The 25,707-nt window shown below is 58.5% G+C and carries 25 protein-coding genes; 14 read left to right on the forward strand and 11 right to left on the reverse strand.

Translation table 11 applies throughout. The annotated features are described in order from the left end of the window. Positions 1–2 precede the first annotated feature (2 nt). Complete coding sequence (locus AC2FI9_RS13085) at positions 3–635, forward strand: bifunctional 4-hydroxy-2-oxoglutarate aldolase/2-dehydro-3-deoxy-phosphogluconate aldolase (protein ID WP_113790523.1); 633 nt, start codon at positions 3–5, stop codon at positions 633–635. 51 nt (positions 636–686) lie between these two features. After that, complete coding sequence (locus AC2FI9_RS13090) at positions 687–1,883, forward strand: pyridoxal-phosphate-dependent aminotransferase family protein (protein WP_496768175.1); 1,197 nt, start codon at positions 687–689, stop codon at positions 1,881–1,883. On the opposite strand, the gene AC2FI9_RS13095 is transcribed toward AC2FI9_RS13090, so the two are convergent. Next, the gene (locus AC2FI9_RS13095) at positions 1,880–2,980 is read right to left on the reverse strand and encodes a pyridoxal phosphate-dependent aminotransferase (RefSeq protein WP_496768410.1); all 1,101 of its coding nucleotides are present in this window, start codon (positions 2,978–2,980) and stop codon (positions 1,880–1,882) included. The two genes, AC2FI9_RS13090 and AC2FI9_RS13095, sit on opposite strands and share 4 nt — an antisense overlap. Before the next feature lie 95 nt (positions 2,981–3,075). Here AC2FI9_RS13095 and AC2FI9_RS13100 point away from each other — a divergent pair, with 95 nt between their 5' ends. The 3 genes from AC2FI9_RS13100 (at position 3,076) to AC2FI9_RS13110 (ending at position 5,362) form a co-directional block, all read left to right on the forward strand. Beyond that, positions 3,076–4,146: an SMP-30/gluconolactonase/LRE family protein gene (locus tag AC2FI9_RS13100; RefSeq protein ID WP_496768177.1), complete on the forward strand. Its 1,071-nt coding sequence runs from the start codon at positions 3,076–3,078 to the stop codon at positions 4,144–4,146. Positions 4,147–4,211: 65 nt separating this feature from the next. Beyond that, on the forward strand, positions 4,212–4,994 hold the full coding sequence (locus AC2FI9_RS13105; RefSeq protein ID WP_496768179.1) for a crotonase/enoyl-CoA hydratase family protein: 783 nt from the start codon (positions 4,212–4,214) through the stop codon (positions 4,992–4,994). After that, entirely contained in the window at positions 4,991–5,362 is a 372-nt protein-coding gene (locus tag AC2FI9_RS13110) for a VOC family protein (protein WP_496768181.1), read from the forward strand. The genes AC2FI9_RS13105 and AC2FI9_RS13110 overlap by 4 nt, the downstream gene beginning before the upstream one ends. On the opposite strand, the gene AC2FI9_RS13115 is transcribed toward AC2FI9_RS13110, so the two are convergent. The 4 genes from AC2FI9_RS13115 to AC2FI9_RS13130 form a co-directional block, all read right to left on the reverse strand. Beyond that, positions 5,359–5,691 carry a DnaJ family domain-containing protein gene (locus tag AC2FI9_RS13115; RefSeq protein WP_496726024.1) on the reverse strand — a complete coding sequence of 111 codons (333 nt, stop codon included), beginning with the start codon at positions 5,689–5,691 and terminating at the stop codon, positions 5,359–5,361. The two genes, AC2FI9_RS13110 and AC2FI9_RS13115, sit on opposite strands and share 4 nt — an antisense overlap. Before the next feature lie 39 nt (positions 5,692–5,730). Next, a complete protein-coding gene (locus tag AC2FI9_RS13120) occupies positions 5,731–6,894 on the reverse strand; it encodes a benzoate/H(+) symporter BenE family transporter (protein WP_496768183.1) in 1,164 nt (387 codons plus the stop codon). A 139-nt stretch (positions 6,895–7,033) separates the two neighbouring features. Further along, entirely contained in the window at positions 7,034–10,189 is a 3,156-nt protein-coding gene (locus tag AC2FI9_RS13125) for a valine--tRNA ligase (RefSeq protein ID WP_496768186.1), read from the reverse strand. A 77-nt stretch (positions 10,190–10,266) separates the two neighbouring features. After that, positions 10,267–10,584 (reverse strand): hypothetical protein, encoded by a 318-nt coding sequence (locus AC2FI9_RS13130; RefSeq protein WP_496768188.1) that lies wholly within the window; start codon positions 10,582–10,584, stop codon positions 10,267–10,269. A 108-nt stretch (positions 10,585–10,692) separates the two neighbouring features. On the opposite strand from AC2FI9_RS13130, the gene AC2FI9_RS13135 reads away from it, so the two are divergent. Both AC2FI9_RS13135 and AC2FI9_RS13140 read left to right on the forward strand, forming a co-directional pair. Continuing rightward, a complete protein-coding gene (locus AC2FI9_RS13135; protein ID WP_496768190.1) occupies positions 10,693–12,984 on the forward strand; it encodes a xanthine dehydrogenase family protein molybdopterin-binding subunit in 2,292 nt (763 codons plus the stop codon). Further along, a complete protein-coding gene (locus AC2FI9_RS13140; protein ID WP_496768192.1) occupies positions 12,962–14,038 on the forward strand; it encodes a T6SS phospholipase effector Tle1-like catalytic domain-containing protein in 1,077 nt (358 codons plus the stop codon). The genes AC2FI9_RS13135 and AC2FI9_RS13140 overlap by 23 nt, the downstream gene beginning before the upstream one ends. Positions 14,039–14,041: 3 nt before the next feature. Here the strand turns inward: AC2FI9_RS13140 and AC2FI9_RS13145 are convergent, their stop codons facing one another. Further along, entirely contained in the window at positions 14,042–14,659 is a 618-nt protein-coding gene (locus AC2FI9_RS13145) for a hypothetical protein (RefSeq protein ID WP_496768193.1), read from the reverse strand. 252 nt (positions 14,660–14,911) lie between these two features. After that, on the reverse strand, positions 14,912–15,487 hold the full coding sequence (locus AC2FI9_RS13150; protein WP_496768195.1) for a GcrA family cell cycle regulator: 576 nt from the start codon (positions 15,485–15,487) through the stop codon (positions 14,912–14,914). 126 nt (positions 15,488–15,613) lie between these two features. On the opposite strand from AC2FI9_RS13150, the gene AC2FI9_RS13155 reads away from it, so the two are divergent. Further along, positions 15,614–16,417, forward strand: a complete 804-nt coding sequence (locus AC2FI9_RS13155; protein WP_496740531.1) for an ABC transporter permease — start codon at positions 15,614–15,616, stop codon at positions 16,415–16,417. On the opposite strand, the gene AC2FI9_RS13160 is transcribed toward AC2FI9_RS13155, so the two are convergent. Together AC2FI9_RS13160 and AC2FI9_RS13165 are read right to left on the reverse strand one after the other, a co-directional pair. Then, positions 16,414–17,649 carry an MFS transporter gene (locus tag AC2FI9_RS13160; protein WP_496740529.1) on the reverse strand — a complete coding sequence of 412 codons (1,236 nt, stop codon included), beginning with the start codon at positions 17,647–17,649 and terminating at the stop codon, positions 16,414–16,416. The genes AC2FI9_RS13155 and AC2FI9_RS13160 overlap by 4 nt on opposite strands. Positions 17,650–17,761: 112 nt before the next feature. Then, entirely contained in the window at positions 17,762–18,646 is an 885-nt protein-coding gene (locus AC2FI9_RS13165; protein ID WP_496768198.1) for a DMT family transporter, read from the reverse strand. 292 nt (positions 18,647–18,938) lie between these two features. On the opposite strand from AC2FI9_RS13165, the gene AC2FI9_RS13170 reads away from it, so the two are divergent. The 3 genes from AC2FI9_RS13170 to AC2FI9_RS13180 are packed head-to-tail and all read left to right on the forward strand — an operon-like array spanning position 18,939 to position 21,441. Further along, positions 18,939–20,126 (forward strand): aspartate aminotransferase family protein, encoded by a 1,188-nt coding sequence (locus AC2FI9_RS13170; protein ID WP_496768199.1) that lies wholly within the window; start codon positions 18,939–18,941, stop codon positions 20,124–20,126. Positions 20,127–20,154: 28 nt separating this feature from the next. Further along, the gene (gene argF, locus AC2FI9_RS13175) at positions 20,155–21,081 is read left to right on the forward strand and encodes an ornithine carbamoyltransferase (protein ID WP_058276981.1); all 927 of its coding nucleotides are present in this window, start codon (positions 20,155–20,157) and stop codon (positions 21,079–21,081) included. Positions 21,082–21,093: 12 nt separating this feature from the next. Further along, the gene (locus AC2FI9_RS13180) at positions 21,094–21,441 is read left to right on the forward strand and encodes a 5-carboxymethyl-2-hydroxymuconate Delta-isomerase (protein ID WP_496768202.1); all 348 of its coding nucleotides are present in this window, start codon (positions 21,094–21,096) and stop codon (positions 21,439–21,441) included. A 32-nt stretch (positions 21,442–21,473) separates the two neighbouring features. Here the strand turns inward: AC2FI9_RS13180 and AC2FI9_RS13185 are convergent, their stop codons facing one another. Further along, positions 21,474–22,031 carry a ferric reductase-like transmembrane domain-containing protein gene (locus tag AC2FI9_RS13185; RefSeq protein WP_496768204.1) on the reverse strand — a complete coding sequence of 186 codons (558 nt, stop codon included), beginning with the start codon at positions 22,029–22,031 and terminating at the stop codon, positions 21,474–21,476. Between the two features lie 47 nt (positions 22,032–22,078). Continuing rightward, positions 22,079–22,567 (reverse strand): peptidase associated/transthyretin-like domain-containing protein, encoded by a 489-nt coding sequence (locus tag AC2FI9_RS13190; RefSeq protein WP_058272225.1) that lies wholly within the window; start codon positions 22,565–22,567, stop codon positions 22,079–22,081. Positions 22,568–22,754: 187 nt separating this feature from the next. Between AC2FI9_RS13190 and AC2FI9_RS13195 the strand changes: the two genes are divergently transcribed. From AC2FI9_RS13195 to AC2FI9_RS13205, 3 genes are all read left to right on the forward strand, one after another. After that, positions 22,755–23,603, forward strand: a complete 849-nt coding sequence (locus AC2FI9_RS13195) for a phytanoyl-CoA dioxygenase family protein (protein ID WP_496768205.1) — start codon at positions 22,755–22,757, stop codon at positions 23,601–23,603. 111 nt (positions 23,604–23,714) lie between these two features. After that, the gene (locus AC2FI9_RS13200) at positions 23,715–24,665 is read left to right on the forward strand and encodes a pirin family protein (RefSeq protein WP_496768207.1); all 951 of its coding nucleotides are present in this window, start codon (positions 23,715–23,717) and stop codon (positions 24,663–24,665) included. 67 nt (positions 24,666–24,732) lie between these two features. Then, on the forward strand, positions 24,733–25,707 hold the full coding sequence (locus AC2FI9_RS13205; protein WP_496768209.1) for a 2-dehydropantoate 2-reductase: 975 nt from the start codon (positions 24,733–24,735) through the stop codon (positions 25,705–25,707).

A 25,707-nucleotide genomic window follows, 5' to 3' on the forward strand; every position in this document is an offset into this window, starting at 1 on the left:
CCATGTCCAAAACCCAACGCACGCGTGAAATCTGCGCACTTGCGCCCATTGTTCCTGTCCTTGTCGTCGATGACGCGGCTCAGGCGCGCCCATTGGCAGAGGCGCTTGTCGCAGGTGGTCTTCCCGCGCTTGAGGTTACACTGCGCACCCCTGCTGCACTAGACGCGATCCGCGCGATGGCGGATGTGCCGGGCGGCGTCGTCGGTGCAGGAACTTTGGTCACGCCAGAAGATGTGCGCGCCGCGAAAGAAGCAGGCGCGCAATTTGGCGTCTCGCCCGGTGCCACCGACGAGTTGATCGCGGCCTGCGAGGCCGAGGGTCTGCCCTTGTTGCCCGGCGCCGCCACAGCCAGTGAGGCGATGCGTCTGTTGGAAAAGGGCTACGACATGCTCAAGTTCTTCCCGGCCGAGGCGTCGGGTGGTGCACCTGCGTTGAAAGCGATTGGCGCACCGTTGCCGCAAATCAAGTTTTGCCCGACCGGTGGCGTGTCCCCCGAAAATGCAAAGGATTACCTGTCCTTATCCAATGTGGTCTGCGCGGGCGGAAGCTGGGTTGCGCCGAAAAAGATGGTCATTGATGGGGATTGGGCCGGTATCGAAAACCTTGCGCGCGCGGCCTCCAAGCTGATGGATTGACGCCGCTTAAAGCTGCGCTAGGGTGGGCGTCAATTCATACAGGTTGATCCCATGACAGACCCCATTTCCTTGGCGCAAGGGCGCGAGTATCTGGCGATTCCAGGACCTTCGGTCATCCCGGATGCGGTTTTGCAGGCCATGCACCGCCCGTCGCCGAATATCTACGAAGGCGAGCTGATCGAGATGATGCCGGCGCTGACCCGCGATCTGTGCCGCGTGGCGCGGACCGAGCATAGCGTTGCTATCTATATCTCTAACGGCCACGGGACGTGGGAGGCAGCGCTGTCCAACGTCATCGCTCCCGGTGAAACGGTTCTAGCCCCCGCATCTGGCCGATTTACCCATGGCTGGGCCGAGATGGCCGAGGGTATCGGCGCCAAGGTTCAATTGATCGACTTCGGCTCGTCCACAGCATGGGACTTCGACCGCATTGCCGAGGCGTTGCGTGGCGACAAGGCCCACAAGATCAAGGCGGTTCTGGCCGTTCATGTAGACACCTCAAGCTCAATCCGGAACGACATTCCAGCACTACGCGCCTTGATGGACGATCTGGGGCACCCGGCGCTTTTGATGGCGGATTGCATTGCCTCGATGGGGTGTGACCGGTTCGAAATGGATACCTGGGGCGTCGACGTCACAGTTACGGCCTGTCAGAAGGGGCTGATGACACCCGCTGGAACAGGGTTCGTGTTTTTCAATGACAAAGCACAAGCCAAGCGCGCCGCGATGCCACGTGTTTCGCGGTATTGGGACTGGCAGCCGCGGGCGAACCCTGAGCTGTTCTATCAGTATTTTAATGGCACCGCGCCAACCCATCACCTCTACGGTTTGCGCGCGGCCTTGGACATGATCCATGCCGAGGGGATGGAGCAGGTTTGGGCGCGGCACGAGAGGCTAGCCACGGCCATCTGGGAAGCATGTGAAACCTGGGCGCAAGGTGACGCGTTGCATCTAAATGTTGCCGATCGTCAACATCGCAGCCACGCTGTCACCGCCTTGCGACTGACCGAGGGACGCGGCACGCCATTGCGCAAGTTCACTGAAAGCCAACTGGGCTTGACCCTTGGCATTGGTCTGGGGATGGACGACTGGGACGGATGCTTCCGTCTTGGCCATATGGGTTACGTCAACGGCCAGATGGTTATGGCTACGTTGGGCGGTGTGGAAACAGCCATGGCCGCGCTGGATATCCCTCGCGGCAAAGGCGCCTTAGAAGCTGCAGCTGCGGTGCTTGCGTCGAAGACCTAACGCCGCGCCTCGGCAATCGCTTTTGGCAATGCTGTGGCAAAAGCATCCAGATCGGCTGCCTCGCCACAGCTGACGCGGATGCAGCGATTTTGCGGGGCGGCAAAGGGCATACGCACGAAAATGCCCTGCGCAACCAGCGAGTCCAGAACCGCCTTGGCAAAGGCTCCATCCTTCCCGCAATCAATGGCAACGAAGTTGGTGGCCGAGGGCAAGGGCGCTAAACCATTCTCTCGTGCAATATGGCCAATCCGGTCACGCGCTTCGGTAATCTTGGTCTGAACATGATTTAGCCACTCGGCATCCTTCAGTGCGGCCAGCGCACCGGCCTGCGCGGCTCGGTTCATTCCGAAATGGTTGCGCACCTTGTTGAAGGCTGAAATCAGGCCGGGTGCGCCGATGGCATAGCCAACCCGCGCGCCCGCCATGCCGTACACCTTGGAAAATGTTCGCATCCGGATCACCCGCGGATCGTCTGCTGCCACAGGGGCGGCGGTACCATCAGGCGCACATTCCACATAGGCCTCGTCCAATACAAGCAAACACCCGTTGGGCAGATCGTCTAGCGCCGTCACGATATCCGCTCCGGAATGCCAGCTACCCATCGGGTTGTCAGGATTGGCCAGATACACCAGCGTGGCATCCACTTCACGTGCCTTGGCAAACAGCGCCGCCGGGTCCTCGTGGTCGTCGCGATACGGCACTTTGTGGAGCGTTCCGCCGAACCCTGCCACATGGTAGTTGAAGGTCGGGTATGCCCCATCTGAGGTGACAACCGCGTCCCCGGATCCGACCAGTAGCCGCACTAGGTAGCCCAACAGCCCGTCAATGCCTTCGCCAACCACGATGTTTTCCGACCCGACCCCATGGTGATCCGCCAATGCGGCACGCAGATCGTGGTTTTCCGGATCGCCATACATCCAGATCCCCGTTTCTGTCATTGCCGCTATGGCGCGCGGAGAGGGCCCAAACACGCTTTCATTTGCGCCCAGCCGCGCCACAAATGGCGCGCCACGCTGGCGTTCCTGCGTTTCGGGGCCAACAAACGGCACAGTTGCAGGCAGGGATTGGGCAAGCGGGGTATAGCGTGGCTCTGTCATGGGGGCAGATAAACGTAAGGTCATACGACAGGCAAGCTTGCGTTGCAGGATGCTGCTCCGCATTGTTCGCGTAACGATTAAAGGGAGGAGCGCGCATGCGCATTGTTTTGGGCTTGTTGATTGTCGGCCTCGCCTATCTGGTTTTCTGGCCGGTCCCGGTTCAACCGGTGGCATGGACCCCACCCGAAGCACCGGGTTTCACTGGTGACTTTGCGGAGAACAATGCGTTGGACCAGCTGGAGCTGATCTCGTTGCCTGACGGTGAGAAAGGCCCCGAAGACATTGCCATCATGCCCGACGGGTCCGTCTACACGACCAGCCTGTCCGGGGCTCTATACCAGATAGACGGCGAGGTCCCGGTGAAAGTTGACGACCTCGGTGGTCGGCCCTTGGGCCTGACGGTCGGTCCGGATGGGGTGCTTTACATCGCCGACAGCTTCCGCGGCATCATGCGATGGACCGGCCCCGGAACGCTGCAGCCAGTCGTGTCCGAGATAGACGGCGCGCCAGTGATCTATGCCAATCAATTGGACGTGGCGCAGGACGGGGCGATCTATTTCTCAAACTCGTCTGATCGGTTCGATCCAGAAACGATGGGTGGAACCAAACCGACCTCGGTTCTGACCATCTGGGAGCAATCGGACACAGGTTACGTTGCCCGCCACGCGCCCGATGGCACGACCGAGAAACTGGCCGAAGGCTTTGTCTATACGAACGGCGTCGCATTGTCGCCGAGTGAGGATTTTCTGCTGATCGCCGAAACCGGGCGCGCCAGAGTGCACAAGCTTTGGCTGACAGGCCCGAAGGTCGGGCAGCAAGAGGTCCTGATGGACAATCTCCCAGGCTATCCCGACAACATCGAGGCACAGGGCGATGGTACGTATTGGATGGCATTTGCCAGCCCGCGCGTGCCGAGCGAGGCACTGATGCCATACCCGTTCTTGCGCAAGGTGATCTGGCGACTGGGGCCGACGGTGCGGCCTGCGCCGATCCATCGCGGGATGATGGTGCAGTTTGACGGCGACGGGAACATCCTGCAGACCTTGCAAGACCCCGGGGGTCGGCTGGGCATCACCACGGGTGGCAAGTTGGCCGGGGGACATTTCTACGTCATGACATTGGATTCGCCCTGGTTCGGGCGCATGCCTGCGTCAAATCTGCCCTAACGTTGAGGTGGAACTGCCTGATCCATCGGGGCATTGTACCCCTAACCGGAATTGAGAGGCCTGAGATGTCACGAGTATCCGTCGAATACAAAAATCACATCGCGCACGTAACTCTGACGCGCGGCGACAAGATGAATGCGCTGGATGATGCGATGATAAAGGCCATCATTTCTGCGGGGCAGGAGGTCGCTGCCTCGGATGCGCGCGCGGTGGTGCTGTCGGGTGAAGGCAAAAGCTTTTGCGCGGGTCTGGACATGGCCAGCTTTGCGAGCATGGCGCAAACGGACCCGACCGAATGGTTGATGACCCGCAGCCACAACGACGCCAATGAGGTGCAGGAAGTTGCCTTGGTTTGGCAACGCGTGCCCGTTCCCGTCATTTGTGCCATTCAGGGTGTTGCTTATGGCGGCGGTTTGCAACTTGCGCTGGGCGCTGACATCCGGATAGCACATCCCGAGGCTAAACTCGCCGTGATGGAGATGAAGTGGGGTCTGATCCCCGACATGGGCGGGATGGTTCTGCTGCCCAAGCTGGTCCGGTCGGACGTCTTACGCCTGTTGACCTATTCGGCCCGCCCCATCGGTGCCGCGCAGGCGGCGGACTGGGGGCTGGTTACCAAACTGTCGGATGACCCACTGACCGAGGCATTGGCCTTGGCCGAAGACATCGCTGGTCAAAGCCCTTCGGCCATCCGCGCGGCCAAGCGCCTGATAGAGGTTGCGGAAGCCAAGCCTCGCACAGAGGTGCTGCTGGAGGAGTCATCAGAGCAGGCGGAGCTGATCGGCAAACCGGATCAGATGGAGGTCATTGCGGCGAATTTGCAAGGTCGCAAGCCAGAGTTCAAATGATCTCGGCGCCTGTCACACGATTGATCCTGTACGCCAAGGATATCGACAAGATGGTGCATTTCTATGAGACGCATTTTGGCTATGTAGCGCGCCGACTCAAAGGGGACCGGATTGTAGATCTTGTGCCTGACGGTGACGGGTTGCGCCTGTTGTTGCATCCGGCCAGCAAGGCCACCCGTCAGGGGCAAGCGGCGGTCAAAATCGTTTTTGATGTCGCGGACGTTGCCGAGTTTTGCAGACAAGCCGCGCAGCACGGGCTGAAATTCGGTCCGATCCACAAGGCGGATGGCTACAGTTTCGCGAATGCCAAGGATCCGTCGGGAAACTCGATTTCCGTGTCAAGCAGGGCATTTGCGCCCGGCAATTAACGCATAAAAGCCCGTCGTGCATCACGGGCCATATTGTATCGCATCTCAAGCTCGGCGATCTTTGCCATAGTCACCTTACGCTCGTCAGCGTCGGACTGCGACGCATAGGTTTTGCGCGCGGCATCCAACTCTTTCTTGATGCTGAACTCTTCGGGAAGAACGCCTGCTTGCGCCATGATCCGATGACCGGCGGCGACGGCCGGATCGGTCTGTGCCTCGGACGAACGGTCAGGCAGCGGCTGGCCTTCGCCCTCCAGCCCCTCTAACTGACCTTCGGCTCGCGCCTTTTTGATCTGGCGTTCGACCAGTTTTCCGAGCGATCCAAACATAGGTTCATACTACTCGACCAGCACAGCGGGGGAAAGCTGTCATCTGGATCGGTTGGTAACCAGATAGGCGATACCACCTGCGGCCAAACCCCAGACTGCAGCGCCCAGGCCGAAGACGGTGATTCCTGATGCGGTTATGGCGAATGTCAGAATCGCCGCTTCGCGTTCGGCGGGAACTTCTAATGCAGCAAAGGTCGCATTTGCCATCACACCAATCAGGGCAATGCCGGTCAGAGTGCCCATGAGCAATGGGTCGGCGTGGGCCGCGAACCCGGTGATCGCCACGGCAAAGACGCCAAAGACGCAGTAAAATAGGCCTGCCATAACCGCTGACCAGTAACGCTGGTTCGGGTCCGGGTAGCTGTCTTCGTTTGAACACATCGCAGCGGTAATCGCGGCAAGGCACGTGGCCGGAGCGCCAAAGGGGGCAGACAGAATACTGGCTCCTCCGACGGCTGAGAACAACTTGCCAGCAATTGGCGCATACCCAAAGCTGCGCATGACGGCGATGCCGGGTATGTTTTGCGTAGCCATGGTGACGATGAACAGCGGGATGCTGATCCCGATCGCCGATGCGACCGAGAATGTTGGAATGGTCCAGACAGGGGCGGCGACCAGATGTTCGGGCTGGACCGAACCGTCAACGGCGTTCAATACAACGACGATTGCCGCGGTAACCACTGCGGCAGGAACTGCGATCAACCGATTGATCCGCCCGGCGATAAACCACGTCAGAATGACCGGCAGCGCTTGCCAGGGCAGCTCAACTGCCGCCTTGAAGGGAATGATGCACAAGGGCAGCAAAACCCCGCCCAGCATGGCCTGCGCAAGTGTTGTCGGGATAGCGGCCGCAAGCCGTCCAAGTGGACGCCACATTCCGGCAACAACCGTCAGGGCTCCGGCGCAAAGAAATGCACCAACCGAATCAGAAAATCCGACCAATGGGGTCGCCGAAACCGCCAGAAGGGCGGCACCGGGTGTTGACCATGCCACGCTGATCGGCTGCCGGTACCAAAGGCTGACCACGATCGCCGTCACACCCATTGCAACTGCTGCCATCATCAAACCGGATGCAGCCTCAGCTTCTGAAGCACCCATTGAAACAAGGCCCTGCAGCACAATCGGGAAAGAGCTGAAAAACCCTACGACCGCCACCACAAGCCCGGTCGAAATTGTCTGCACAGGAGGGAAAGGGCGCGCCATGAAGTCCTCGGAGCTGTCTGCAGAACTTGCTAACAATTGGAAGCGGATGAAAACAAGTTGAAATGCGTCACCGCATAACAAAAACCCGCCGAGCAAACGGCGGGTTTGGGGAATTCGAGAACCTACAAAAAGAGGAAAATCAGGCGATCTCGGCCAGACGGGCCAGCGCCTCGTCCAGTTTCGCCTCTTCCTCTTCGCGGGCGGCAAGGTTGGCTTTGGCTTCCGCGACAACCTCTTCCGGGGCCGAGGCCACGAATTTCGGGTTGTTCAGACGCCCGCGCAGACCGCCCAGTTCCTTGGCCAGTTTGCCCTTGGCTTTCTCCAGCCGTTCCTTTTCCGCGCCAATGTCGATGATATCCGCCAATGGTAGGCCGAAAGATGCGCCGGGGGCGGCAATCGAGATCGTACCTTTAGGCAGCTCATCCGCTTTGGTCAGGCTGTCGATCCGCGCCAGACGTTTAATCAGCGCCTCGTTGCGGTCCCACGCGGCTTGGCCATTGGCGTCGATCTCGGTCACCAGCATCGGCACATAGAGGCCGGCTGGAACCCGCATCTGTGCACGGGCCGAGCGGGTGTTTTCGATCACCGAGATCACCCAGTTCATCTCGCGATCCGCATCCGCGTCGATCAGGTCGACCGCAGAATAGGTTGGCCAATCGGCGTGGACAGCCATTTTGGCGCGGTCGCCGGTCAAGCCCCACAGCTCTTCGGTGATGAACGGCATGATCGGGTGCAGCAGGACCATGCATTGGTCCAGAACCCAACGCATCGTGGCGCGGGTTTCGGCCTGAGCCTCGGCATCGTCCCCTTGCAGCAGTGGCTTGGACAGCTCCACGTACCAGTCGCAAACCTTACCCCAGACAAAGGCATAAAGCCCGTTGGCCGCGTCGTTGAAGCGATAGCTTTCCAGCGCCGCGTCGACCTCTTCCCGCACACGTGCGGTTTCGCCGATGATCCAGCGGTTCACCGCAGCTTTGGGCTTCAGGTCAGCCACGTTCAGTTGAGGAACGGCGTCGGTGAAGACCTCGTTCATCTCGGCAAAGCGGACAGCATTCCACAGCTTGGTGCCAAAATTGCGATAGCCGGTGATGCGTTCACGGGACAGCTTCAGCACACCGCCAATTGCTGCCATCGAGGCGTTGGTGAACCGTAGCGCGTCGGCGCCGAATTCGTCCACGATCTCAAGCGGGTCGATGACGTTGCCGGTGGTCTTGGACATCTTCTTGCCCTTCTCGTCGCGAACGAGCTGGTGCAGGTAGACGGTATGGAACGGTATCTCGTTTACCACGGCCAGTTGCATCATCATCATCCGGGCGACCCAGAAGAACAGGATATCTGCGCCGGTGATGAGCACATCAGTCGGGAAATAGCGCTCCATCTCTTCGGTCTGTTCGGGCCATCCCAGCGTGCCGATCGGCCAGAGGCCGGAGGAGAACCAGGTGTCGAGGACGTCGGGGTCGCGCCAGACCGGATAGATCAGATTGGTTGGGTCTTGTTCGACCGCATACTGAGCGAGACTTTCAGCAAACCGATGGATCGCCTCGTGTTTGTCTGAAACTTCAACAACAGATGCGTGGCTCAGCGGGCTGGGAATGTTGGCGTTGTCGTCCAGGAATTTCTCGGTGACTGCATCCAAGCTGGTTGCGCATTCCATGACATTGCCACGGTGCAGCATGCCACCTTCATTCAGCAACCGGCCCAGTTCAACCAGATCCAGGTCACCATCATCTTCGTCATCGATGAAGTCTTCTGCGGACAGGTCGAGACCATACCAAACCGGTATCTGGTGCCCCCACCACAACTGGCGCGAGATGCACCAGGGCTCGATGTTTTCCAGCCAGTGGTAATAGGTCTTCTCGCCCGACTCAGGGATGATCTTGACCGTGCCGTCCTTAACCGCATCCAGCGCGGGGCCGACGATCTTTTCGGCATCCACGAACCACTGATCGGTGAACATTGGCTCGATCACAACTTTCGAGCGGTCGCCGAAGGGCTGCATAATCGGCTTGCTCTCGACCAGCGGCACCAGTGCAGACGGGTCGTCATCTTCGCCCAGCTTGGTGCCCAGAACCGGGTCATCCGCACGGGTCATCACAGCCAGACCGTCGGCGTTGATCTCTTCGACCACTTTCGCGCGCGCCTCGAACCGGTCGAGACCCCGCAGATGGTCGGGAACGAGGTTAATCGCGTCGATCTCGTTCTCGGTGAACGCGCGACCACGTGCGTATTCCTGCGCCTTGTCCGCCTCTTCGGCGTAAGGCGCGCCATCTGCCCGCATCGCACCTTTGGTGTCCATCAGGCGGTACATCGGAATGCCGCCGCGCTTGGCGACCATGTTGTCGTTAAAGTCATGCGCGCCAGTGATCTTCACCGCGCCCGAGCCGAAATCGGGATCGGGGTAGTCATCGGTGATGATCGGAATCTGGCGGCGATGCTCTTTCGGACCAACCGGGATTTCGCAGAGTTTCCCAACGATTGGCGCATACCGTTCATCCGACGGATGAACGGCCACCGCGCCGTCGCCCAGCATGGTTTCAGGGCGGGTCGTGGCGATCGAGATGTAATCGCGCTCCTCTTCGAGGATGACGTTCCCATCCTCGTCCTTTTCGACGTAGGTATAGGTCTCACCACCAGCCAGAGGGTACTTGAAGTGCCACATATGACCGGGCGTCTCAATATTCTCGACCTCAAGGTCCGAGATCGCGGTCTCAAAATGCGGATCCCAGTTGACCAGCCGCTTGCCGCGATAGATCAGGCCCTTTTCGTACATATCGACGAAGACCTTGATGACGGCATCGTGGAAGTTGGCCGAGTTCTCGTGCCCGGTCCGCGGATCACGCGGTGCGCCCGCCATGGTAAAGGCGTTTCGCGACCAGTCGCAGGATGAGCCGAGACGTTTCAGCTGCTCGATGATCGTGCCGCCGTATTCGCCCTTCCATTCCCAAACCTTGTCAAGAAACGCCTCACGTCCCAGCTCGTTTCGGCTGGGCTGTTGGGTGGCGGCCAGCATCTTTTCCACCTGCATCTGGGTGGCGATACCGGCATGGTCCTGACCGGGCTGCCAAAGCGTGTCGAAGCCGCGCATCCGGTGCCAGCGGGTCAGGATATCCTGCAAGGTGTTGTTGAACGCGTGGCCCACATGCAATGCGCCCGTTACGTTGGGCGGCGGGATCATGATGGTAAAGCTTTCGTCGCGCGATCTGTTCGCGCCTGCCTTGAAGGCCCCGGCCTGTTCCCAGGCCTCATAAATGCGGGCCTCGGCCTCGGCCGCGTTGAATGTCTTTTCCATCGCCATAGGATGCGTCCTGCGTCAACAAATTCGGGTCAGCGCCTGCAATAGCGAATGCGTAAGGGAAGGGGAAGGGTTGTATGTTATTCAGCCCGGGCAAAGCGCGCGCGAAAGTAGACCTGAACACGCTGGTAGGCCGGTTCATGGAAATCCAGCGTCAGCAATGAGTGGTCGTTGCCGTCAAATTCCACCGTCTCAAGATGATCATCGAAAGCATCCTTCAGGGCGCCTATATGCCTTTCTGAGGCAAGTTTGTCATCGGTGTAGCGCATGACTAGGCCGTGGCCTTTCCGTGCCATGCCCGCGCGGACGTCGCCACCGACATTCACGTCGTGGGTGGCTTCGCTGCCTCTAGTCAGCAGGGCGGTGAACGGAAATACGCTGTCATGTGCCCTTGTCATGACCTGTAGGTTAACCAAAAAATGACTGGCAAGATACGGGGAAGCTGTCTGTTCGACTGGACATCGCCTTGGGCTGGGCTACGGTCGCCATCGCAGGAGGATCATCGCATGGAAAAGTTCGGCAAAAGCCAGCCCGTCAAACGGACAGAAGATCAGCGGTTTCTGACCGGGCACGGACGATACATAGACGATGATGTACCCGAAGGCGCTCTGTTCGCGGCCTTTTTTCGCAGCCCGGTTGCCCATGGTCGGATCACGGCGCTGGATCTGGATGCCGCGCGTGAGGCGGAAGGGGTGCGCCTTGTCATGACGCTGGATGATCTCTCGACTGCGGGGATCGACACTGTGATGAACGCAGCAACTGTGCAGAACCGCGATGGCTCTCAGACCCTTGCGCCTGACAGGCATATGCTGGCCCAAGACCGCGTCCGATTTGTCGGCGAACCTGTGGCTGTCGTGATCGCAGACACGCTATTGCAGGCGCGAGATGCGGTTGAGATGATCTGGATGGACACGGATGATCTGCCGGCAAAACTGGATGTCGTAGCCGGTGGCGAACCACTGCATGATCAGGTCGCCGACAATCGTGCTTTTGATTGGGGGTTGGGCGATGAAGCAGCAACCGATGCCGCCTTTCAGGCTGCCGCGCATACCGTTTCGCTGGATGTGGCCGACAACCGCGTGATCATCACCTCAATCGAGCCACGGGGATGTCAGGCCAATTGGGTCGATGGACGTTTGCACTTTGCCTATGGTGGGCAAGGCGTCTGGGCGATGCGGGGGCAGTTGGCGCAAAAGCTAAAACTGGAACCCGAGGCGATCCGTGTTACCACCCCCGATGTGGGCGGCGGGTTCGGCATGAAAGTCATGCCATATCCTGAGTATTTTTGCGTCTCAGTTGCTGCGATGAAACTCGGGCAGCCTGTTCATTGGATGTCTGACCGATCCGAGGCGATGCTGTCGGATCATCACGGTCGCGACCTGACCTCATTGGCTGAACTCGCCTTTGACGAGGACCTGAAAATCACGGCTTACCGGGTGCACAGCAAGGTAAATCTGGGTGCGTATAGCAGTCATTTCGGGCAAGCGATCCAGACCAGTCTTTTCAGCAAGGTGTTAATGGGGGTTTACGACGTTCAAACGACGTATCTGCGGGTTGAGGGGTTCTATACCAACACCACGCAAGTCGACGCCTATCGGGGGGCAGGGCGGCCCGAGGCAATCTATGTTCTGGAACGTGTCATGGATCGCGCCGCGCGCCAACTGGACGTCGATCCTTGGGATTTGCGCCGCAGGAATTTCATCCGGCCGGAAAACTTCCCCTACAAAACCGCGACCGGCGAAATCTATGACGTGGGTGATTTCGATATGGTCCTGTCCCGTGCATATGCCCAGACCCAAGGGTTCACGACGCGAAAAACTGCAGATGCGGAACGTGGTCTGATCCGGGGGCGCGGCTTGTGTTACTATATCGAAAGCATTTTGGGTGACCCTTCGGAAAACGCGAAAGTCGAGTTCTGCGAGGATGGCACGGTGAACCTTTATGTCGGCACCCAATCGAACGGGCAGGGGCATGAGACGGTCTATGCGCATTTCCTGTCAGACCAGACCGGAGTTCCGATGGACCAGATCAATGTGGTCCAGGGTGACAGCGATCAGTTGCCACATGGTGGCGGGACTGGCGGGTCACGTTCAGTCACGGTGCAAAGTACGGCCACGCTGGCGACAATTGACGTCATGATCGCCGCATTCACGCCGTATCTGGCGGATAAAATGGGAGAGGAGGAAAGTGATGTGCGTTTCGACCATGAAACCTTCCGCGCACCGGGATCAAACCTGACGCCGACGCTCACCGAGGCTGCGGAGATGGCCCGCGCCGATGGGCGCGCCGACCTGCTGAGCCATGAGGCCAGCGCCAATCTGGATGCGCGGAGTTATCCCAATGGCGCACATGTTGCCGAAATCGTGATCGATTCTTTCACAGGCGAAACATGGGTGGATCGTTATACTATCGTTGATGATTTTGGTAACCTTATCAATCCGATGCTGGCCGAGGGGCAAGTGCATGGCGGGGTGGTGCAGGGCATTGGTCAGGCGCTGACGGAACACGTTGTGCATGATGCGCAGGGGCAACTGCTCACGGCTTCGTTGATGGATTACGCCTTGCCCCGCGCGGCCGAGATACCCATGATTAAGTTTACCTCGGCGCCGGTTCCGTCAACTTCCAACCCGATGGGGATGAAAGGATGCGGAGAGGCCGGCACCGTCGGCGCGCTGGCCGCTGTGGCAAACGCGGTTCAGGATGCGCTCTGGGATTACGGGGTGCGGCAGGCGGATATGCCTTTCACACCTCATAAAGTATGGGAATTGCTGAACGATGGTTCTAACGCGGCTGAGTAAAAAGGTTCTGGGATGGCTCGGGCGGCCTTTACGGTCCGAGCACTCCGCCGAGGCGCTTCACCGCGAACCCGTCAGCCATGTGATTATCTTGGACGGCACCATGTCGACGCTTGAGCCGGGCTACGAAACCCATGCGGGCCAGACCCTGCGACTGTGCCGCGAAATGGGCAGCAAAGTGTCCGTCTTCTACGAATCCGGTGTACAGTGGGAAAGCTGGAAATCCTCGCTGGACGTGATGATGGGGCGCGGGATCAACCGCCAGATCCGCCGCGCATATGGCTATCTCGCCTCACGCTACAAACCCGGCGACCGTATCTATTTCATCGGCTATTCACGCGGCGCTTACGGTGTGCGCAGCCTTGCTGGCGTGATCGATATGATCGGTCTGCTCAAGGCTGAACATGCGACCGTTCGCAACATCAAGCAGGCCTATCGGCACTATGAATGCAATGCCAGCGGCTCGGCCGCGGCCGAATTCCGGCGGCAGTTCTGCCACGAGGATGTGGCGATCGAGATGGTCGGGGTTTGGGACACGGTCAAAGCGCTGGGCATGCGTCTGCCGCTGCTGTGGCGCTGGGCCGAGGAGCGTCACGCCTTTCACACTCACCAGCTTGGCCCGGCGACGCGCCACGGCTATCACGCCATGGCACTGGACGAGACCCGTGAGGTGTTCGAGCCGGTGTTGTGGAAATGTACCCCGGAATTCAAAGGTCATGTCGAACAGGTCTGGTTTCGCGGCACACATGGCGATGTCGGTGGCCAGTTGAACGGGTTCGAAGAGGCGCGTCCGCTGAGTAACATCTCTTTGGTCTGGATGCTGGATAAGGCAGAACTGCATGGTCTGCCGCTACCCGAAGGCTGGCGTGATCAGTTCCCGACGGATACCTCTGCCCGTTCTGTTGGAACTTGGCGTGGTTGGGGCAAGATTTTTCTGCTGCGGAAGCATCGGAAGGTGGGCCGCGACCGGTCAGAGAAGCTCCATGTCTCGGTCTCGCCGGATGAATTACCACGCTGGGTGCCGATGCCGGATTTGCCGTCGCACCCTGCGCAGTAGAACTTACTTTGGAACGCAGACGTTTCTGACCGGTTCGATCGGTGCATCCGGGCGTTCTACAAGATCGAAACGCCAATGTCTTGGAGACCAATTGTAAACCCTTTGATCGTCGGGATGATCTACGATCATCAAACCGTGAAAGTACCATTCAGACGTCGATTTGTACCCGGTTTTTGTTGTGTAGAATGAGAATCCACGTAGCCCGTGCAGGGCTTCTATCGGAGAATTCTCTGAATGTTCGGCGATGCAATAGGGTGAACCGTCCGTGATCAACCGTGCTTGCAACAAGAGCATCGGAATCGTCAGCAGGGACCAGAACGCGATCAGCGTTGAGATCGATATCCCGATTTTTGCAATCCATGATGGGTTTGGCTTCCCATCACGACCCGACCAAATGAGAAAACTCGATGCAATTGCGATCGTTAAGCTGATCCCATGTAATAGCTGAGTGTCCGAAGATAGGGCGAGCACACCGGATGCCAGTGTCAGCAGCAATCCAATCACAACTGACGAGATCGCCAGAAATACCGCTAGAGGACGCGGGATTGGACACAGTCCCAGCAAGGCAAGTCCGCCAATGCATATGGGTGTGGCGGGGATGAACCAAACGAGCAGAAACAAGCCTTGAATGAACAATAGCAGGGAATTTCTGTCCGTGTTTGGTTCGAACAATTGCGGATCTAACGGCTGCATATAGGCAGTAAAGATCAGCACAGCATAGGCGAAGAATAGGGCCTTGTATCTCAACCTTGGTTGAATAGCAGAATCTCTCGGGTTAAAAAATAACTGACCACGCGCCTTGCGATGGGTGGTCAGTTAAGAAATCAAGTTGTCAGTGCTACGCCGCAAATACCTGCGTTCACCACAAAGCACCTACCGCCGACGATCTCGACGCGAGCTCATTGGCTGGAACGCCACGCCAACATGCGCTTCGCAATAAGGTTTACCCGCTTCAACCGGCAGGCCGCAGAACCAGAAATCCTCGGTCGCGGGGTCGCCTACAGGCCATTTACAGGTCTTTTCGGTCAGTTCCATCAGCGTCAGCTTCTTGGCCTTTTTCTCGACCTCGTTGACCTTGGCCAATGCCTCGGGGCTGATTTCATTGGCAGATGGTTGTGGCGGCAGCGGTTGACCGGCCGGAATGATCTGGCGGCGGGCCGGAACAGCAGGCTTTACCTCAGCAGTAGGTGCCGGGGCCGGGCGCGCCGGTTCGGTTTTGGGCGCGGGCCTCGGCTTGGCCTCGGCCTTGGGCACGGGTGCCGGTTTTTCCTTGGGTTCGGATTTAGCCGGCGAGGCACCGGTTGCGCGATTTGACAGACCCAGACGGTGTACCTTGCCGATCACCGCGTTGCGGGTTACGCCACCCAGTTCTTTGGCGATCTGGCTGGCCGACTGGCCCTCGCCCCACATTTTCTTCAGCAGTTCTACGCGCTCGTCAGTCCAGGACATCATTTGCCTTTCAAAAGCGGAAAGCGGCCCCGGATTCGGGCCGCCTTGGGAATTCGTCTCAGCCCCCTATTCTAATCACTGCGGGCCGAGTTACAAGCGGTTCTCGAATCAGGATGAGGGCAGGTGATGCAGATTTCCGCAGATCAGAGCGAACGGCGTTTCGGAACAGTTAACTGGATGGGGCTTTACACGTTGGCCCAGCGTGAAACTCTGCGGTTTCTAGCGGTCTGGACTCAAACCCTGTTGGCGCCGCTTGTGACGGCAGGGCTGTTCCTGCTGATCTTCAATATCGCCATCGGTCCGGGGCGTCCGGATGTGATGGGGGTGCCGTTCCTGACCTTTCTGGCGCCGGGCATCATGATGATGACCGTGATCCAGAATGCGTTCGCCAACACCTCATCCTCGATGGTGATCGCCAAAGTGCAGGGAAACATCGTCGATACGTTGATGCCACCTTTGTCCCCGCTTGAGATACTGCTGGGCTATCTGGCAGGTGGGGTCGCGCGTGGTGTTCTGATCGCATGTGTGGTTGCAGTCGCACTTGCGCTGGTTTTGGGAATTTACCCGCAGAATCTGTTGTTTGCCATGATCTTCGTAGTGCTGGGCGGCGCATTCATGGGGGCCTTGGGCCTGTTCGCCGGGATTTTTGCCAACAAGTTTGATCAGATGGCGGCCATCACGAACTTCATCGTGACGCCATTGGCTTTCCTGTCGGGTACGTTTTATTCGGTCCAGGCGCTGCCTCCGGTTTTGAACCGCCTAAGTCACGTGAATCCAGTTTTCTATCTTATTGACGGCCTGCGGTACGGGATGATCGGTGTGTCCGACAGCTCACCTTGGTTGGGAATAGCAGTATGCACCGGTGCCACGCTGTTAGTCGGTGCGCTGACCTGGCAGATGCTGCGAACGGGGTATCGCCTTAAGGCTTAACTTGTCTCGGCCAGTGAACCGGGTTGAAAAGTCATTCTGGGCTTTCCCAATCGGGGGTGCAGGTTTGCGGCCACGGCCCAGGCCCCGAACAAGGCCAAGCCTCCGACTGCGAATACCCCGGCGACCGGTGAGATCAGAAGGACCAGTGATGCAACTCCGGGTGTCAGAATGCCGGAAACGTCGCGGTAACTGGAGTAGATCGCCGACATCTCAGTGCGTTCGGATGGTTTCACTGCCATGAGGAAAGGCAGACCGGCGCAAATGTCCAGAACGATAAGCCAGATGGACCCAAGAACCAACGCCGCAACCGCCGCGACCGGCCAACCCGCGATTGCCCCAGCGGTGACAAAGCAGGCTCCGCAGGCAGCAAAGCCAACGCGAACAGCCGTGCGAATCGAACGCCCCTGCACCCAGCGCAGAATAAGCGGAGCCGCGAACAGCATGGCATTGGTTGTGGACAGAAGGATACCGCCCAGTTGCTCACCCAGCCCGTTTTGAATGGCAAAGATGGGTAGGTACACCACGTAGATCCACCAGCCGCAGGATCGGATCATGGCAAAAAGATATCCCGCGACCAGACGGGGTTGCGCAAAGAAGCGCGGCAGAAAAGCCAGCGGGTTTTTCGCGGCGCCCCGCGCCTTGGTGATCAACTTTCCATTACCCAACCGCATGCGCCAGAACTGGATCAGCATGACCGCACCTGCCACCGCGCTGATGACAAACGGGGCAGGGGGCCATACCTCCAGCAATAAGACGCCGGCCATCGGGCCGCCTGCCCAGCCGAGGGCGCTGTAAAACATGCGGCTGGTCTCGCATTTGCCCAGCTCGATTTTGCTGATGTAATCTAGGACATAAGCATTGAAGCAAATGAACGTGACCACTGTCGCGACCGTGTTCAGGGCAAGCGCACCGACCACCGCCGCCGGGCTGCCCTCAATCGCCAGAAGGGCACCGCCGATGAACATGAGGCAACCGGCGGTGTACGCCCATCTGCGCGGTATGAAGCGGATCAGGAACGGCACCATCAGCCCCGCAATCAACGAGATAACGCCGACCAGAAAATACAGGAACGATACCGAAGACGCATCACCCAGCGCGCGATACATGGCCAGTGGAAAGACCGATATCAGAATGCCGCGGACAATCGCCTCGAACCCGGCAAGGATACCAAAGTCGCGGACTGACGGTGCTGGGGCATGGCGCACCCATTCGGGGATACGGCGTTCGTGCATGGGTAAACTCTCAAATCAACTGAGACCACATTGCGCCGGATAAATCCGCATTCTTCGGGGTTTGCGACATGCAGGTCGCCCCCGGGCCATGTCAGGAAAACTTTTTAGAGTTTCAGGCCTGCCGCGCCCGCGCTTCACGCCAGACAAGAATAAGTCCGCCAGTCAGAATTATGGCCGAGCCGATCATGCTGATCCCGTCCGGAATCACGCCGAATATCGCGAAATCGTAGAAAGCGGCAAAAATCAGCGTCGCATAGCTGATCGGGGCAACAAATGAGGCGTCCGCCCGCGCCATACCGTTCACAAAACACGCCTGTGCGCAGGCCATCAGCGCGCCAATACCCGCCAGCGCCGCCCATTGTTCTGAGGTGGGCATCTGAAAAACAAAGCTCACCGCGACAGAGGCAATCGTCAGGCCCATTGCGTTGTTGATTAGCAGGATCTGGATTGGGATTTCACGACCCGAGAGTTTCTTAATGAATATCAACTCCATCCCGATGACTGCGGCTGCGGTCAGTGCCAGAAGAGCGGCAGGTTGAAAGCTATCGGGTGTCGGGCGCAACAGTATCAACGCCCCAGCCAGCGCCACCGCTGCCGCCAGCCACCGCCAAGGGCCGACGCCTTCTTTCAGCAGCGGGATTGCCAACACCATTGCAAAGACCGGGTTCAGAAATGAAATCGCCGTCGCATCCGCGATCGGGATGAATGCGACCGAGGCGAACATCAGCGTAATGCCGACCCAGCCGAAACTTGTACGCCCAATATGCAGGCCCCAATGCGGACGCTGCAGGCGCGGCCGCATCACGCCGACGGCGGTGACGATCACGATAAAGGCAAACAGAAACCGCCCATGGCTGATCTGCATTGGATGCAGCGCGGGACCCAACGTGTCCGTTCCCAAGGCTTTGGCCAGCAGGGTGGTCCCGGCCAGCAACGCACTGGCGGCGGTGATCAGCACGGCCGCAAGAGGCGGATTGTGGGCTTTGGCGACAAACATATGTCAGCGGTGCGTCAGCGCATGTCAAATGGCAAGCGGCAAATGCGTCGCGCCAAGTATTTTCACTGGTTGTCAATTTCAGGGTTTTCAGGGGACGGTCGCACAGCTATACGGCTTTTCATGATCAAAAACGCACATATCCTGCGACTCCGACGCCGACGCTTCGCCGCGTAACCGGCCTCTTTGATCTATTTGCGCTGTTCAAATCGGCGCAATTTCCACCAAATCAGTTGACGAACACAGGCCGAGTGTATCACTCACAAGGCTCAAACTACCTGAAAAGGATGATCCCATGATCCCGTCCGTTCTGCCGACCTATAACCGCGCGCCCCTGACTTTCGTGAAGGGTGAAGGCGCCTGGCTGACCGAGGCGGATGGCCGACGTTTTCTGGACCTGGGCGCGGGGATCGCGGTGAATGCGCTGGGCCATGCCCACCCCGCACTGGTCAATGCCCTGACCGAACAGGCGCACGCGCTGTGGCATGTTTCAAACCTCTACCACATCCCGCAGCAGCAGGCGCTGGCCGACAAACTGGTCGAGCACACCTTTGCCGATACCGTGTTCTTCACAAACTCGGGCACTGAGTCTTGCGAACTGGCCGTGAAAATGGCCCGTAAGTACTTCTATGACAAGGATCAGCCTGAACGGGTCGAGATCATCACCTTTGATGGCTCGTTCCACGGCCGGTCGTCGGCTGGTATTGCCGCTGCCGGGTCTGAGAAGATGACCAAGGGCTTCGGTCCACTGCTGCCGGGCTTTGTTCATGTCACGTTTGGCGACCTCGATGGCGTCACCAATGCGATCACCGATAAAACCGCCGCGATCATGATCGAACCCGTGCAGGGCGAGGGCGGCATCCGTCCCGTCCCTGACGCGGAGCTCAAAGCCTTGCGCCAGATTTGCGATGACAACGGCCTGCTTTTGATCCTCGATGAGGTGCAATGTGGCGTAGGTCGTACCGGCAAGCTGTTCGCCCATGAATGGGCTGGAATTACCCCGGACATCATGATGGTCGCCAAAGGCATCGGCGGCGGCTTCCCTCTGGGTGCTGTTCTGGCCACGGAAGACGCCGCCAGCGGTATGACGGCAGGCACGCATGGCTCTACCTATGGTGGCAACCCGCTGGGCTGTGCCGTGGGTTGCGCCGTCATTGATCAGGTGGCAACGCCTGCATTCCTAGAGGGCGTCAACCGCAAGGCCGGGATGCTGCGCCAGAAGCTCGAAGGGCTAATCGCCGAGCACCCGGAGGTTTTCGAAGAAGTGCGCGGAACAGGACTGATGCTGGGCCTGAAGTGCAAAGCGCCCAATATCGACATGGTCAACGCCGGTTATGACAATGAGGTCATTACCGTCCCCGCTGCCGATAACGTGATCCGCCTGCTTCCGCCCCTGACATTGACAGAAGACGATATCGCACAAGCCCTGATCCGCCTCGACAAAGCCGCTGCGCAGGTCGAAGAGTCAATGGCCTCGGCCTAAGACACACCCGAATGAAAAGTGAACTGAAATGAACCATTTCCTCGATATCCATAAAACCGACGCGGGCGATCTGCGGACCATGATTGATCAGGCGGGCGCTATGAAACAGGCGCGCCTGGGTCGCCCAAAGGCAGCACTTGATGACGAACAGCCTCTGAAAGACCGTATGGTCGCGCTGATCTTCGAAAAACCGTCTACCAGAACGCGCGTGTCATTTGACGTAGGCGTGCGTCAGATGGGGGGGCAGACCATGGTGCTGTCGGGCAAAGACATGCAGTTGGGCCACGGTGAAACCATCGCTGACACCGCCCGCGTCCTGTCGCGCTATGTCGACATGATCATGATCCGGACCTTCGATGAGACCATTCTGACCGAGATGTCTGAATACTCGGACGTGCCAGTCATTAACGGCCTGACTGACCGCACCCATCCCTGCCAGATCATGGCGGATGTGCTGACGTTTGAGGAACACCGCGGTCCGATTGCGGGCAAGAAAGTAGTCTGGACCGGCGACGGCAACAATGTTTGCGCCTCGTTCCTACATGCTGCGGGTCAGTTCGGGTTTGATTTCACTTTCACCGGCCCGGCCCAGCTTGATCCGGAAGAAGAGTTTATGGGGCTTGCCCGTCAAAAGGGCTCGAAAATCGTGGTCGAACGAGACCCGTATAAAGCGGTTGAGGGTGCCGATCTGGTGGTCGCCGATACCTGGGTTTCAATGCACGATTCCCAGTCCGCCAAGGAACGTCGCCACAACATGCTGCGCCCCTATCAGGTCAACGCCGAGCTGATGTCACATGCAAAATCGGACGCGCTGTTCATGCACTGCTTGCCTGCCCACCGCGAAGAAGAAGCGACATCCGAAGTGATGGACGGCCCCAACTCGGTCATCTTCGATGAGGCCGAAAACCGCCTGCACGCGCAAAAGGCCGTGATGCGCTGGTGTCTGGGCGTCTGAACGGAGCCCACCATGCCTCATGTCACGCTGGAGTTTTCGCAAGGCATAGAGCAGGTCCATGATGTTCAGGCAATTTGCGATCAGCTATTTGCCTTGCTGGCTGAACATCGTGAATTCGACGCTGAAACGATAAAAATCCGCGCCATTCCGGTAGAATACTACCGTATCGGCACTGATCCCCAAAGCTTTGTCCATGCCACGCTTCTGCTGATGCAGGGTCGTGACGAGGCGACGCGCTCTGAGCTTAACGCCGACATTCTCAAGGTTTTGTCGGCGGCCTTGCCCGAGGTTGGCAGTATCACAGTGCAAGACGTTCAGATGAACCGCGCTTCCTACGCGAAACGGCTCGCCGGACCATAGCCAGTGTCGGGTTGGCACAGGCCCTGTGTTGTTCAGGTGGGTCGCCTGATATGCCAAATCCGCAATTTGGCGAGCGTCGCGACGCTCGCCAACACGACCAGACTGCACAATACCCACTTGGTCATGACCTCCATGGTACCTTCAATCATCAGGGCATGTACGACGCTGCCAATAATGGTGATAATCGCAAGGCTCGCATGACCCAACCTCCAGACACGAAACCTTAAGCCAAGGCGCTTGCGAAAAAGACCCAGAAACGCGGCTCCGAACGCGGCCCACATCGCAATCACACCCCAAGCCGAAAACGGTGTCGGTGAAACAAATAACAGAGCGTCAATAACGTCGGGCGGGCTGGTGACCCACAAACCACCGACATGGATCAGAATGGCTGCAACTAATGCCAGCCCACACCACCTATGCCAATGGCGGCTGGCAACCGGGGTCAGTCCCGGCAACAAACGGCCCGCAAGTAGCGGCTGCAACAACAGCAGACACATTGAAATAACACCGGCAAATCCGGCCGTGATGTAGATCGGTTCACGCCATGCCAGCAGAGGGCTGGCTGCGGCCGCGATAATCGGTACGGCCATGGCAAGGATCACAAAGGTCCAGATTACTAGGCTTCGACGCACTGTGGTTAGGCAGGCTGCAGAACGAAATGCGCGGCCAAGGTTTTGTCCTTGGAGCTACCCATGATTGGGCGCAGGAAAACCGTTTCGAATTCACCACTGTCATAAGCTAGATGGCCGTGTGGTTGGCCGAAGGCGGGTACGATCTGCGGCATCTCCAGTCGGAACTCACCATTGGCATCGGTCAGAGTTGCGCCGTGGCTCTGCGGGTCGCGTTCGTGGCCTTCCGTCGTATGCGCCCAGATCTGGATGCGTTGACCTGGCAGGGGGGCACCGTCACCGGCGCGTCGCACCGTGCCAGTCATCCAGAAGCCGCCGCCGCCAATCCGGTCAACGATGGGCGCGCCGGGACGGTAATTGTTGGACCCTCCGCGCATGGATGCGGTGGGGGCCACGCCACTTGCGCGCGCCGGCACCAAAAAACCTGTCGCACCCGTTGCCAGAACAGCCCCAGACGCCAAAACCAAAGAACGACGAGAGAACGTAAGACCAGGCATGCAAACCTCTCTTTTCAAGTGTTTCACCACGCCTCGACAATGCCGGGCATCCTTTCAGCGGAAAGATAGCACGATTGTTTCAGTTTCCGAGGGGTCGCGCGGCGGGGGTGACAAATTGTGAATTCCTTTGACCGTGCCCCCGCGCGAGTGCCATCCTGAAATCCGTCAGTTCGGGGAGTCCTGCACTATGATTGTCGAAGACGTTGTCTCAGACGAAGAAATCAAGGCGTTCAAGCGCGACGGTGCGGTTGTGCTGCGCTCCAGGTTCTCAGAGGATTGGCTGGCACTTTTGCGAGCCGGCATCGACGCGGATTTGGCCCGCCCAACCGATAATTTCACCCGCCATACCAAGGACCCTCGCGCACCTGCCTATTTCGAGGACTACTGGGCTTGGAATAAAATCCCGCAATTCACGCAATTCGTTCACAACTCACCTTGTGCTCCGCTTGCCGCACAGTTGCTGGGTGCACCATCGATCAATCTTGTCATGGACAACTGGTTCCTGCGTGAGGCTGGATCAACTTCGCGTCCACCGTTTCATCAGGACCTGTCCTATTTCGACTTTGAAGGAACGATGTGCGTCCTGTGGTTGCCGCTTGAGCCGGTTACCAAAGAAAACGGTATCGCCTTCGTCAAAGGCTCGCATCTGTGGGACAAGTTGTTCATGCGGGTCAGGTTCGCCGACGGGCATCCCAGCTACGAACCCACCGAGGTTGCAGGGTTGACCTATCACCCGCCGCCTGACGTCAATGCCGATCCGGGTGCATTCGATCTTTTGCAATGGGATATGAATCTGGGCGACTGCATCTTCTTCGACATGCGCACCTTGCACGGTGGGCTGTCATCAGTCATCCCAACGGAAACGGTACGCAGGTTTACGCTGCGGATGACCGCTCCGGATGGCAGGATCCGGTATCGGGGGGATTGGGCCAAGGATGAACGGGCGCAGTTCGAAGCCGAAGGATATCGCGAAGGTGATCGAATTGATGGGGCGTTTTTCCCGCAGCTTTGGCCGCGCGGGCTGGGTCTTGTCTGAATTAAGGACCGGGCTCGCACCAGTTCTGTGCATTCCTGCAAATTGAATGGCTGGTTTATCAATCCTACTCTGTATCAGTGAACTGAACGGACCGATCACAGGAGAGCAGTCATGAGTTGGAACCCCACCCAACACCCTGAGGATTCGCCTCTGGAAACGCTGATTATTCCCCGTGCCCGCGATTTGGGCGGGTTCGAAGTGCGGCGTGCGCTGCCTTCGGTCAAACGGCAACTGGTCGGCCCGTTCATCTTTTTCGATCAGATGGGACCCGCCGAGTTCATCACAGATGGTGGCATCGACGTGCGGCCGCACCCTCATATTGGCTTGGGTACGGTGACCTATCTGTATCAGGGTGAGTTCGAACATCGCGACAGTTTGGGCACCCATCAGATGATCTATCCCGGTGAGGTCAATTGGATGGTGGCTGGGCGCGGCGTGACCCATTCGGAACGCACCAGCGAAGAAACGCGCGGCAAGCGGCACAGCCTGTTTGGCATCCAGACCTGGATCGCGCTGCCCGAGGCGCATGAAGATATGCCTCCCGATTTCGAACACCACAAACAGGGCGCATTACCGCATATCCAAGACAACGGTGTCAGTGCCCGGTTGATCCTTGGTTCGGCATATGGCGAAACCAGCCCGGTGACGATGCTGTCGGATACCTTCTATCTAGACGTGCAGCTTGAACCCGGCGCCGCCTTTCCACTGCCCGACGATCATGAAGATCGTGGCGTCTACGTCACTCAGGGTTCGGTCGAGATTGCTGGTGACATGTTCGAGGAAGGTCGCATGATGGTGTTCCGCCCGGGCGACCACCTGTCGGTTAAGGCCGGTCCACTTGGCGCGCGATTGATGTTGTTGGGCGGTGCGACGTTAAACGAAGAACGGTACATTTGGTGGAACTTCGTGTCGTCGTCGAGGGAAAAGATTGAAAACGCGACGCGCGAATGGAAAGCCGCCGATTGGGCCAATGGTGCCTTCCATCTACCGCCCGGCGACGATCAGGAGTTTATTCCGATCTCAGAAGACTTGGAGCGCACTAAGCCAAGACGGGCGCGTTGACCAAGCGTCAGGGGGCCTTGTCCGAACCCGCGATACCGGCAATCCTCGTCTCAATGGGAGGGGCGCAATGAAGATCGTTATCGCAGGTGCCGGCAGCATTGGATGCTATTGCGGGGCTTTCCTGACTGATGCCGGACACTCGGTAACCCTGTTGGGCCGTCCTCGCATTCTGAACCCGATCCGCGAGAATGGCCTGACCGTTACCGATTTTTCCGGCCTGCATCTTTATGTGGCGGCCGAAAATCTAACGACGTCGGAAAACCCTGATTGCCTGATAGATGCTGAGTTGGTGATCGTTACTGTCAAAACGGCGGCCACGGCGGGTATGGCAGGTCAGATTGCGCAATTCGCGCCAACGTCTGCGCCGGTTCTGTCGTGGCAGAACGGAATGGAAAACGCCCGCGTTCTGCAGGCAGTATTGCCGGATCATGATGTTCGCGCAGGAATGGTGCCCTTCAATGTTGTGCCGCCCGAACCTGCTACTTTCCACCGCGCGACGTCCGGCGAAATCGTGATCCAATCCGGCCCGGGTGACTTGGGGCAGGCACTCAGTTCAACCAATCTGCCAGTGATCGAAAGTGACGAGATCGAAGCCGTGCAATGGGGCAAGCTGGTCATCAATCTGAACAATGCGCTGAATGCGTTGTCGGGGCTGACATTGAAGGATCAACTGCTGGACCGCAAATGGCGCTGTTTGATGGCCGATCAGATGTCCGAGGCTTTGGGCGTGCTAAAGGCCGCTGGTCATCCTGTCACGTCGACGACCCCGTTGCCTGCTTGGGTTACACCACATATCCTACGTCTTCCAACGCCATTGTTTTCCCGGATCGCCGCGCGGATGCTGACCATCGACCCCAGCGCGCGAACGTCGATGGCCTATGATCTCATGGCGGGGCGCGTTACGGAAATCGGCAGCCTGCAAGGCGAGATTGTCCGACTGGGTGCGCAACATGGGCGGCGTACGCCGATCTGCGCAAGGGTTCAGGAATTGATTGAACAGAAGCTGGACGAGAGCTTGTCACCCGATCAGATTATCCAGTGA

The organism is Ruegeria sp. CDSA246 (assembly GCF_059611225.1).

What these genes read in the sequence shown, in the direction of transcription:
- AC2FI9_RS13140 (WP_496768192.1), top strand. Translation starts at nt 12,962, where the DNA reads ATGGTTCTAACGCGGCTGAGTAAAAAGGTTCTGGGATGGCTCGGGCGG.
- argF (WP_058276981.1), top strand. Translation starts at nt 20,155, where the DNA reads ATGAACCATTTCCTCGATATCCATAAAACCGACGCGGGCGATCTGCGG.
- AC2FI9_RS13085 (WP_113790523.1), top strand. Translation starts at nt 3, where the DNA reads ATGTCCAAAACCCAACGCACGCGTGAAATCTGCGCACTTGCGCCCATT.
- AC2FI9_RS13195 (WP_496768205.1), top strand. Translation starts at nt 22,755, where the DNA reads ATGATTGTCGAAGACGTTGTCTCAGACGAAGAAATCAAGGCGTTCAAG.
- AC2FI9_RS13165 (WP_496768198.1), bottom strand. Translation starts at nt 18,646, where the DNA reads ATGTTTGTCGCCAAAGCCCACAATCCGCCTCTTGCGGCCGTGCTGATC.
- AC2FI9_RS13105 (WP_496768179.1), top strand. Translation starts at nt 4,212, where the DNA reads ATGTCACGAGTATCCGTCGAATACAAAAATCACATCGCGCACGTAACT.
- AC2FI9_RS13160 (WP_496740529.1), bottom strand. Translation starts at nt 17,649, where the DNA reads ATGCACGAACGCCGTATCCCCGAATGGGTGCGCCATGCCCCAGCACCG.
- AC2FI9_RS13100 (WP_496768177.1), top strand. Translation starts at nt 3,076, where the DNA reads ATGCGCATTGTTTTGGGCTTGTTGATTGTCGGCCTCGCCTATCTGGTT.
- AC2FI9_RS13155 (WP_496740531.1), top strand. Translation starts at nt 15,614, where the DNA reads ATGCAGATTTCCGCAGATCAGAGCGAACGGCGTTTCGGAACAGTTAAC.
- AC2FI9_RS13135 (WP_496768190.1), top strand. Translation starts at nt 10,693, where the DNA reads ATGGAAAAGTTCGGCAAAAGCCAGCCCGTCAAACGGACAGAAGATCAG.
- AC2FI9_RS13125 (WP_496768186.1), bottom strand. Translation starts at nt 10,189, where the DNA reads ATGGCGATGGAAAAGACATTCAACGCGGCCGAGGCCGAGGCCCGCATT.
- AC2FI9_RS13090 (WP_496768175.1), top strand. Translation starts at nt 687, where the DNA reads ATGACAGACCCCATTTCCTTGGCGCAAGGGCGCGAGTATCTGGCGATT.
- AC2FI9_RS13130 (WP_496768188.1), bottom strand. Translation starts at nt 10,584, where the DNA reads ATGACAAGGGCACATGACAGCGTATTTCCGTTCACCGCCCTGCTGACT.
- AC2FI9_RS13120 (WP_496768183.1), bottom strand. Translation starts at nt 6,894, where the DNA reads ATGGCGCGCCCTTTCCCTCCTGTGCAGACAATTTCGACCGGGCTTGTG.
- AC2FI9_RS13185 (WP_496768204.1), bottom strand. Translation starts at nt 22,031, where the DNA reads ATGGCCGTACCGATTATCGCGGCCGCAGCCAGCCCTCTGCTGGCATGG.
- AC2FI9_RS13110 (WP_496768181.1), top strand. Translation starts at nt 4,991, where the DNA reads ATGATCTCGGCGCCTGTCACACGATTGATCCTGTACGCCAAGGATATC.
- AC2FI9_RS13200 (WP_496768207.1), top strand. Translation starts at nt 23,715, where the DNA reads ATGAGTTGGAACCCCACCCAACACCCTGAGGATTCGCCTCTGGAAACG.
- AC2FI9_RS13190 (WP_058272225.1), bottom strand. Translation starts at nt 22,567, where the DNA reads ATGCCTGGTCTTACGTTCTCTCGTCGTTCTTTGGTTTTGGCGTCTGGG.
- AC2FI9_RS13170 (WP_496768199.1), top strand. Translation starts at nt 18,939, where the DNA reads ATGATCCCGTCCGTTCTGCCGACCTATAACCGCGCGCCCCTGACTTTC.
- AC2FI9_RS13115 (WP_496726024.1), bottom strand. Translation starts at nt 5,691, where the DNA reads ATGTTTGGATCGCTCGGAAAACTGGTCGAACGCCAGATCAAAAAGGCG.
- AC2FI9_RS13150 (WP_496768195.1), bottom strand. Translation starts at nt 15,487, where the DNA reads ATGTCCTGGACTGACGAGCGCGTAGAACTGCTGAAGAAAATGTGGGGC.
- AC2FI9_RS13095 (WP_496768410.1), bottom strand. Translation starts at nt 2,980, where the DNA reads ATGACAGAGCCACGCTATACCCCGCTTGCCCAATCCCTGCCTGCAACT.
- AC2FI9_RS13205 (WP_496768209.1), top strand. Translation starts at nt 24,733, where the DNA reads ATGAAGATCGTTATCGCAGGTGCCGGCAGCATTGGATGCTATTGCGGG.
- AC2FI9_RS13180 (WP_496768202.1), top strand. Translation starts at nt 21,094, where the DNA reads ATGCCTCATGTCACGCTGGAGTTTTCGCAAGGCATAGAGCAGGTCCAT.